Genomic DNA, 6675 nt, shown 5'->3' with positions numbered 1-6675 from the left:
GAACGCTGGTCGCCGCAGATCACGATCGGCATGCCGGTGCTGATCCCGGAGGACTATGTCTCCGATCTCTCGGTGCGGCTGTCGCTGTATCGCAGGCTGGCCGATTTCGAGACCGACGACGAGATCGACAATTTCGCCGCCGAGTTGCGCGACCGCTTCGGCGTGCTGCCCGACGAGGTGCGCTATCTCTTCAAGGTTGCCGCGATCAAGAACTATTGCCGCAGGGCCAATGTCGAGAAGGTCGATGCCGGGCCGAAGGGGGCCGTCATCACCTTCCGCGACAACAGTTTTGCTCATCCCGACCGGCTGGTGTTCTTCATCAAGCAGCACGGCCAGGCCGCCAAGGTGCGGCCCGACATGAAGGTCGTGTTCTTCCAGGAATGGAAGACGCCGGAGGAGCGGCTCGCCGGCACCACGGAGATTTTGCATCAGCTCGCGAACCTCGCCGAAAGCAGGAAGGCGGCGTAGCAAGAGCGACGATTTCCATCGCCAATGCGAGATCGGTAGGGTGGGAAAGGCGCGACAGCGCCGTGCCGACCATCCATCGACAGCATCGCTCCGGGTGGTGGGCACGCTTCTGTCTCTACGTGGTAAGCGTCCTGCGTGTGGCCGCTTTGCCCACCCTACGGCTCTAGCTTCAGGTCCGTATTCAACATGTCAAAGAGCAGGGCACACTGTCGTCGCCCGGTTTGCGTGCCCGCCGAAGCCTCGGCGTAGGCGGGACCGGGCGACCCAGCATTCCAGAGGCGCCAGTGCTTGAGGCGAGACGCCTCTGGAATGCTGGATGCCCGCCCTCGCGGGCATGACAGCGGAGAGACACGGCTCGGCATTCTCGCGGCGCACTTCGCCCGAGTCTTGCCAACCATCTCGCCCTCGAAATCGAAGAGGGCGCAGGGAATGCCGGGTGGTTCAGCCTCACCCATGGCCCCCGTGCAGCAAGAACGCACGGGGCAGGAACCACAGGTTCAGCCGAAATCACCGGCATTCCCTGCGCGATGGTGTTAACGCTTATACCGTGCTCTCCTCGGGGAACGGGCTCTCTTGCCCCCGTCGCCCTCGGGATCATCACCCTCGGGCTTGGCGCCAGCGTCGCGGCGCCGGGACCACACGGCTTCGCCGTCCGCCTCGACGCGCCCGTCTTGCGCGCCCAAGCGTCCATCGCATTCCAGACCCAACGTTCGTGACGATCGCGAAACGCCCCTCTATCGGGAGTGGAATGCGGCCATTAACGCATATTTTTCGGATTTATGGAAGTAAAATTTCTCGCGCCGGAGGCCTGGATGCGACGAACGGCTTGAAAAGCTTCGACAAGATCGCGTTTTGGCGCAGACGTCTTGCAGGGTCCCTGCTGAGCAAGAAAGGCGACATTGCGCCGAAAGCCGCGCTGAGTCGCCTGTCGGGCAACCGGTGCAACGGCGAGCGGTGCTCTCGATTTCGGGTGCGCAAGCGAGGCTCACCGCGATATGATGCGAACGTCGGATTGACTGGTGGAAAGCGCGACGCGACGAGCTTCCGCTGCATGCGCTGTCGCGAAGGATGACGCCAGCGATGCCGCGCCTGACCGTCGATCTCGACCCCGAGCAGGTCCGGGCCATCGTTCGCGATCTCGATGGTGCGCTCGATCCGGTCGGGTACGTGCGGCTGCACGGCGGCGTCAACGACGTCTACCGTATCGACCTCGCGGGGGCCGCAGGCCCGCTCGTGCTCAAGATCTATGCCGACGAGCCGGAATGGATCGTGGCGAAGGAGGCCCTGGTTGCCGGGTGGCTCGGCGCGCGGGCAGGCTTGCCAATTCCGCGCTGGCTGCGGGTCGACGAGCGGCGAATGCACATCCCGTTCCGCTTCGCGCTGACGACGTGGCTCCCCGGCGTGACGGTGCGGAGCCTGATCGGCACGCCCGACATCGACGACGTCTATCGGCAAATGGGTGCGCTGCTGCGGCGTCTGCACGCCATTCCCATGTCCGCCTACGGCTATATCGTCGCCGACGGCATCCGGCGGCCGCAGCCGACCAACGATCAATACATGCGGGCGGCGTTCGAACAGGCGCTTCGGCAGTTTCGCGAGCAGGGCGGGGAAGAGACCTTGGCGCAGCGCCTGGAGGAACAGGTACGGTCAAGTCTCCCCACGCTGGAACACAGCGCCGGACCGGTCTTTTGCCATGACGACCTGCAGCAGGGAAACGTGCTGGCTGAGCACGACAGGAATGGGAGCGTGCAGCTCACCGGCCTGATCGATTTCGGCAATGCCCGGGCCGGAGACGCGCTGTTTGATCTGGCGAAGGCCTTGTTTTGCTGCGGCCATGAGGATCCCCGCAGCCCGGGGCCGCTTCTTGCCGGATATGGCGCGATCGACCATCCGGAGCCGGAAACGGCGCTCAGGGCCTATACGTTGTTTCACAGGGTCGTCATGTGGTGCAGCCTGACACGCCATGGCGACACCTCCGATGGTCCTGCCGGCCTGCTGCGCGACCTCGACGAGATGAGCCGATAGCTGGATTCCGGCATGGCGCTCAGCCGGCTCGCTCGACGAGATGCAGGCGCGATGGTGCCGGATCGAACGGGTCGGCGAAATACTGAGTCTCGTTGGCCACCCGTCCGTCGCGGAATTCCATGATGCTGACCGTGTAGGACGGCGCGCCGTCATAGCTGAGAACGAATTCGGTGACCCAGAGATCACCGCTGCCGACGATCCGCCGGACTGCAAAACGCTTCTTGTTCGGCTGGACGAACCTGCTCTCCTGAATATTACGCCGGCCGCGGATCCGCTCGCCGGATTGCGGATACTCGAGCACCGCATCCTCGTGGTAGATGTCATGCTCGATCTCGAAATCGCCTGCGTCCGAAGCCTTCCAATGGCGCTCCAACGCCAGCCGCGCGGTTCGATCGTCCATCTTCATCTCCCACCTGACGCCACGGCAATTCACGCCTTGGCACTTGGGCGCGCAGAAACGTCCTTGTACCATCTTTGCAGATGAACGAGATGGCCCGGAGGCTCGAGCTTCGCCCTGGTTGACAGCTCGACGGCCATCATGGCGGCGATATCGGCGATCGTGAAACGCGGTCCGCAGACGAACGCGTTGTCGGCGAGGCGCACATCGAGCCAGGCGAAGAAATGCTGCAGCCGAAGGCGTCCCCGCTCCGCGAGCGCCGGTATCTGCTCGAGCGCGAGCGGACCGGGCAAGGCTCTGTCCTTCAACCCCGGCGCGGCATTTCGAAAGGCTTCCTGCGCGGCCTGGAGACCATCCCACTCGATGCGCCGCAGCCAGGATTCGACGATCGCTCTTTCCTCCGCGTTCCGCCCCATCAGGGCGGGGTCCGGATGGAGCTCTTCGAGATAGCGGCAAATCGCAACGACGTTGGTGATCGCCGCACCGCTGTCGAGCGCGAGCACCGGAACGGTGCAATCGGGATTGAGCGCGCGGAAGGCCGGTGTGAACTGTTCGCCGTTGCGCAGATCGACCTGGACGCTCGGCACCGTGAGGCCTTTCTCGGCGAGAAAAATGCGGACCCGGCGCGGGCTGGGCGCGGTGGCGCAGTCGTAAAATTTCATGAAAGGCTCCCTCGATGTTGGATTCTGGGCCGGCAGCGCGGATTGTCCAGCGCGAAATTCCTGCGGCGTCATGAGATCGGCAGGTGGGCTGAGCGCGGCTTGCACTGACGTGTGCCACGCAAAGGCCGCAGCGTGCCCACCAGCCGGAGCCGTGCTGTCGAGACAATGGTGGGCACGGCGCTTCGCCTTAGCCCATCCTACGGCTCCGCCCGGGTTGTGACACAGGTCTCATATTCCTGCGCCATTTCCAGGCCGTTCCTGCGCCCTTCCGCAATGCCCTGGGCGATCGCCCTTGCGACGACCTCGACATCGTCAGGTGAAAGCTGGTCGCAAAGCTTCCATGACCGCGCGATCTGGCGCGCGCGTGCAAGATCCCTTTCTGAAAACGGAGGCGGCCTGATCGGCATACGTGACTCCCCCGACCTCAATGGACGAAATTTACATCATTTGCACCCGTGCAGCCATGCGTTTCGATTTCCGAATTGAGCGTCTACGTCACGCCAATGCATGGTGATGAGAAATGCGCCCACGCCGTCCGGCCTCTCAAACCCAGCGCCGCACCCGCGCGACATAGTCGTCATAGGCCGCGCCGAACTGGCGGCGCATCTTGGCTTCCTCGAAGGGGATGTGGATGCCGTTGGCAGTGGCGAAGACGGCAAGGGGCGCAATGAACATCGGCCAGGCGCCGATCCATATGGCGACGCCCAAAGAGAGGGTAACCAAGCCCAGATACATCGGGTTGCGGGTGAACTGGTAGGGACCGTGGGTGACGAGCTTGCGGTTGGTCGGCGACGTCGGGTTGATTTCGGTGTCCTCCCGCTGGAACAGGACAAAAGCCCAGACGGGCGGGATCAGCGCGAGCGCCACCAGGACGGCTCCCAGCCATGCGAGCGGCAGGCCGGGAACCGTGGGCCAACCCAGCAACCAGCTCACCGCCGCACAGAGCAGGAGATAGATCAGCGTCCAGATTGGCGGCGGGAGCTTGAGCATGGTCGAAGCAACCGAATGGGCCGTGCATCTGATCTTGTCAGCGCATGGCGCGCGGCTATCGCAGGAGTTTGGCCACTTTGGGTCCATCCGCGCAAATTTGATCCACCTGACAAGGCGGCCGCCACTTGGTGCCGGCGGCCGCCATGCTGGAGCGATCTGAGCTCAACGGTGAGCGGTGACGCCATCAGGCGCGGTCGACGGACCGTTCGCCTCTTGAGCGACGCGAAAGCCCGCCGAAGGGAGCTCGTCCATGCCGGTATGCGGAATCGAGCACGCCATCGCGCCTTGCAGGACGAGCCTGGCGCCGAGCAGGACGATGCGCCGGCCGACGCCGGCCCTACTCGGGAACGACATCGCCGGTGCCTCCCATTTCGGCCGGGAAATCCCTCAGCTTCGGCAGGCCGTCCTTCATCGGCAGCACCGTCTCCGAATAGTTCACATGCACGGCCGGCTTGAACTTCAAGGTCGGGATCGTTGCCGCATAGACGTCGACCAGGCCGAGCCTGGGATGATCGGTCATCAGGTGCCCGCCGCACCGCTTGCAGTACTGGCGGAGACTGGCCTCGGACTTCATGTACTTGCCGATGAACTCCGCGCCCTTCGTGACGCGGACATTCTGCGGCTTCCACAGCGTGAAGGCGTTCACGGGCGCAGCCGACCAGGAGCGGCAGGACGAGCAGTGGCAATAGCCCATTGCTTCTGGCGCATCCTGAACCTGAAGCTCCACGGCACCGCAAAAGCAGCTACCTTTGTGCGTGATCATTTTCGAATCTCCATCCTCACGTCGGCGACGTGCTCATGCGTTCTTCTTGCGTGTCCTGCCGTTGAATGGAATGATCGCGCGTTCGCGTTTCTTGATCGCGCATCCGCATTCGATTCCGCCGCCTTTCGGCGCGGGATGCGTCGCTTGATCGGGCGTCCGGATGGCTTGATCGAGCGTCTCGATTGCACCGCGCAGGCTTGCGGATGCTCGAACCGCCGGTGGCCTCGAGCGACAAATTGAAATGACCTGAACTCAATCGATCGTCCGAGCAGACCGGGGAAATGGCAGAAGACGCGTTATCCGATGTGCTGAAGACGGTGAGGCTCACCGGCGCCACCTATTTCGATGTCGTCGCGCAGGAGCCCTGGTCGGTGCACTCGCCGGCGAAGGATCTGATCCTGCCGCGGATACTGCCGGGCGCCGATCACCTGATCGCCTATCACGTCGTGATCGCCGGCCGCTGTTACGCGAGCCTGATCGGCGGCGAAGCGGTGCCGCTCGAGGCCGGCGAAGTGGTGGTCTTCACCAATTCCGATCCGCATATCATGTCGAGCAGGGCCGGATTGCCCGCGGAGCCGCCGAGCGCCGATTTCTTCGACCTGGCCGACTCGGTCCGGCTTCCGTTTCAGGTCAATCTCGCCGAGGGCGGGGAGGCGACGGCGAGGCTCGTCTGCGGCTATCTCGCCTGCGATTCACGCCCCTTCAATCCGCTGCTCGAGGCATTGCCGCCGATGCTCAAGGCGGGCGACCCGCGCCGCAACGACACCGGCTGGCTCGGCCAGTTCATTCACTTCGCCGTCGCCGAGGTCGCCGATCGGCGCGCGGGCAGCGAAAGCGTGCTGACCAAGCTCAGCGAGTTGATGTTCATCGACGTGGTGCGCCGCTACATCGAGACATTGCCGGAACCGAGGACCGGCTGGCTGGCGGGCTTGCGCGATCCGGCGGTCGGCAAGGCGCTGGCGCTGGTCCACGCCCGGCCATCGTTCAGTTGGACCATCGAAGGTCTCGCACGGCAATGCGGGGTATCACGAAGCGTGCTCGCGGAGCGCTTCGTGCAGCTCGTCGGGGTGCCGCCCATGCACTATCTCGCCCGGTGGCGAATGCAGGTCGCCTCCGAGATGCTGAACCGCAGGAACCTGAACATGGCGGCCATCGCATCCGAGATCGGCTACGAGTCCGAGGCCGCCTTCAGCCGTTCCTTCAAGCGAACGATGGGTGTGACGCCGTCGGCCTGGCGGCAGGGCATGCGATCCGGCGGATAGAGCGGCATCAGCCGGCCGTCGCCAGCTTGGCCTCGTGCGCATCGCCGCGAGGCACTTCGGCGTTGCCGGGGCTTTCGCAAATGCATCGTCGCGAAGACGGCCGCCGGT

The 6675-nt window shown here is 64.2% G+C and carries 8 protein-coding genes; 3 read left to right on the top strand and 5 right to left on the bottom strand.

All coding sequences use genetic code 11. The features are described from left to right. Both JOY90_RS08600 and JOY90_RS08595 read left to right on the top strand, forming a co-directional pair. Positions 1 to 468: TRCF domain-containing protein (locus JOY90_RS08600; RefSeq protein WP_367276897.1), on the top strand; the 468-nt coding region annotated here is incomplete at its 5' end. A gap of 1080 nt (positions 469 to 1548) precedes the next feature. Further along, positions 1549 to 2493 carry a phosphotransferase family protein gene (locus JOY90_RS08595; protein ID WP_291690714.1) on the top strand — a complete coding sequence of 315 codons (945 nt, stop codon included), beginning with the start codon at positions 1549 to 1551 and terminating at the stop codon, positions 2491 to 2493. A gap of 19 nt (positions 2494 to 2512) precedes the next feature. Here JOY90_RS08595 and JOY90_RS08590 read toward each other — a convergent pair whose 3' ends face one another. From JOY90_RS08590 to JOY90_RS08570, 5 genes are all read right to left on the bottom strand, one after another. Next, entirely contained in the window at positions 2513 to 2893 is a 381-nt protein-coding gene (locus tag JOY90_RS08590; protein WP_291690713.1) for a nuclear transport factor 2 family protein, read from the bottom strand. Positions 2894 to 2922: 29 nt separating this feature from the next. Further along, positions 2923 to 3552, bottom strand: a complete 630-nt coding sequence (locus JOY90_RS08585) for a glutathione S-transferase (RefSeq protein WP_291690712.1) — start codon at positions 3550 to 3552, stop codon at positions 2923 to 2925. A gap of 543 nt (positions 3553 to 4095) precedes the next feature. Continuing rightward, a complete protein-coding gene (locus tag JOY90_RS08580; protein ID WP_291690711.1) occupies positions 4096 to 4542 on the bottom strand; it encodes an isoprenylcysteine carboxylmethyltransferase family protein in 447 nt (148 codons plus the stop codon). A 162-nt stretch (positions 4543 to 4704) separates the two neighbouring features. Then, complete coding sequence (locus tag JOY90_RS08575; RefSeq protein ID WP_291690710.1) at positions 4705 to 4896, bottom strand: hypothetical protein; 192 nt, start codon at positions 4894 to 4896, stop codon at positions 4705 to 4707. Next, on the bottom strand, positions 4880 to 5305 hold the full coding sequence (locus JOY90_RS08570; RefSeq protein WP_291690709.1) for a GFA family protein: 426 nt from the start codon (positions 5303 to 5305) through the stop codon (positions 4880 to 4882). The genes JOY90_RS08575 and JOY90_RS08570 overlap by 17 nt, the downstream gene beginning before the upstream one ends. 281 nt (positions 5306 to 5586) lie before the next feature. Between JOY90_RS08570 and JOY90_RS08565 the strand changes: the two genes are divergently transcribed. Then, on the top strand, positions 5587 to 6567 hold the full coding sequence (locus JOY90_RS08565; RefSeq protein ID WP_291690708.1) for an AraC family transcriptional regulator: 981 nt from the start codon (positions 5587 to 5589) through the stop codon (positions 6565 to 6567). The last annotated feature ends 108 nt before the right edge of the window (positions 6568 to 6675 follow it).

It is taken from the genome of Bradyrhizobium sp. (assembly GCF_019242285.1).
In the GTDB taxonomy this organism is placed as follows: Bacteria; Pseudomonadota; Alphaproteobacteria; order Rhizobiales; family Xanthobacteraceae; genus Bradyrhizobium.
The sequence above is the reverse complement of the archived record's forward strand: the minus strand, read 5'-3'. Positions and strand labels throughout refer to the sequence as shown.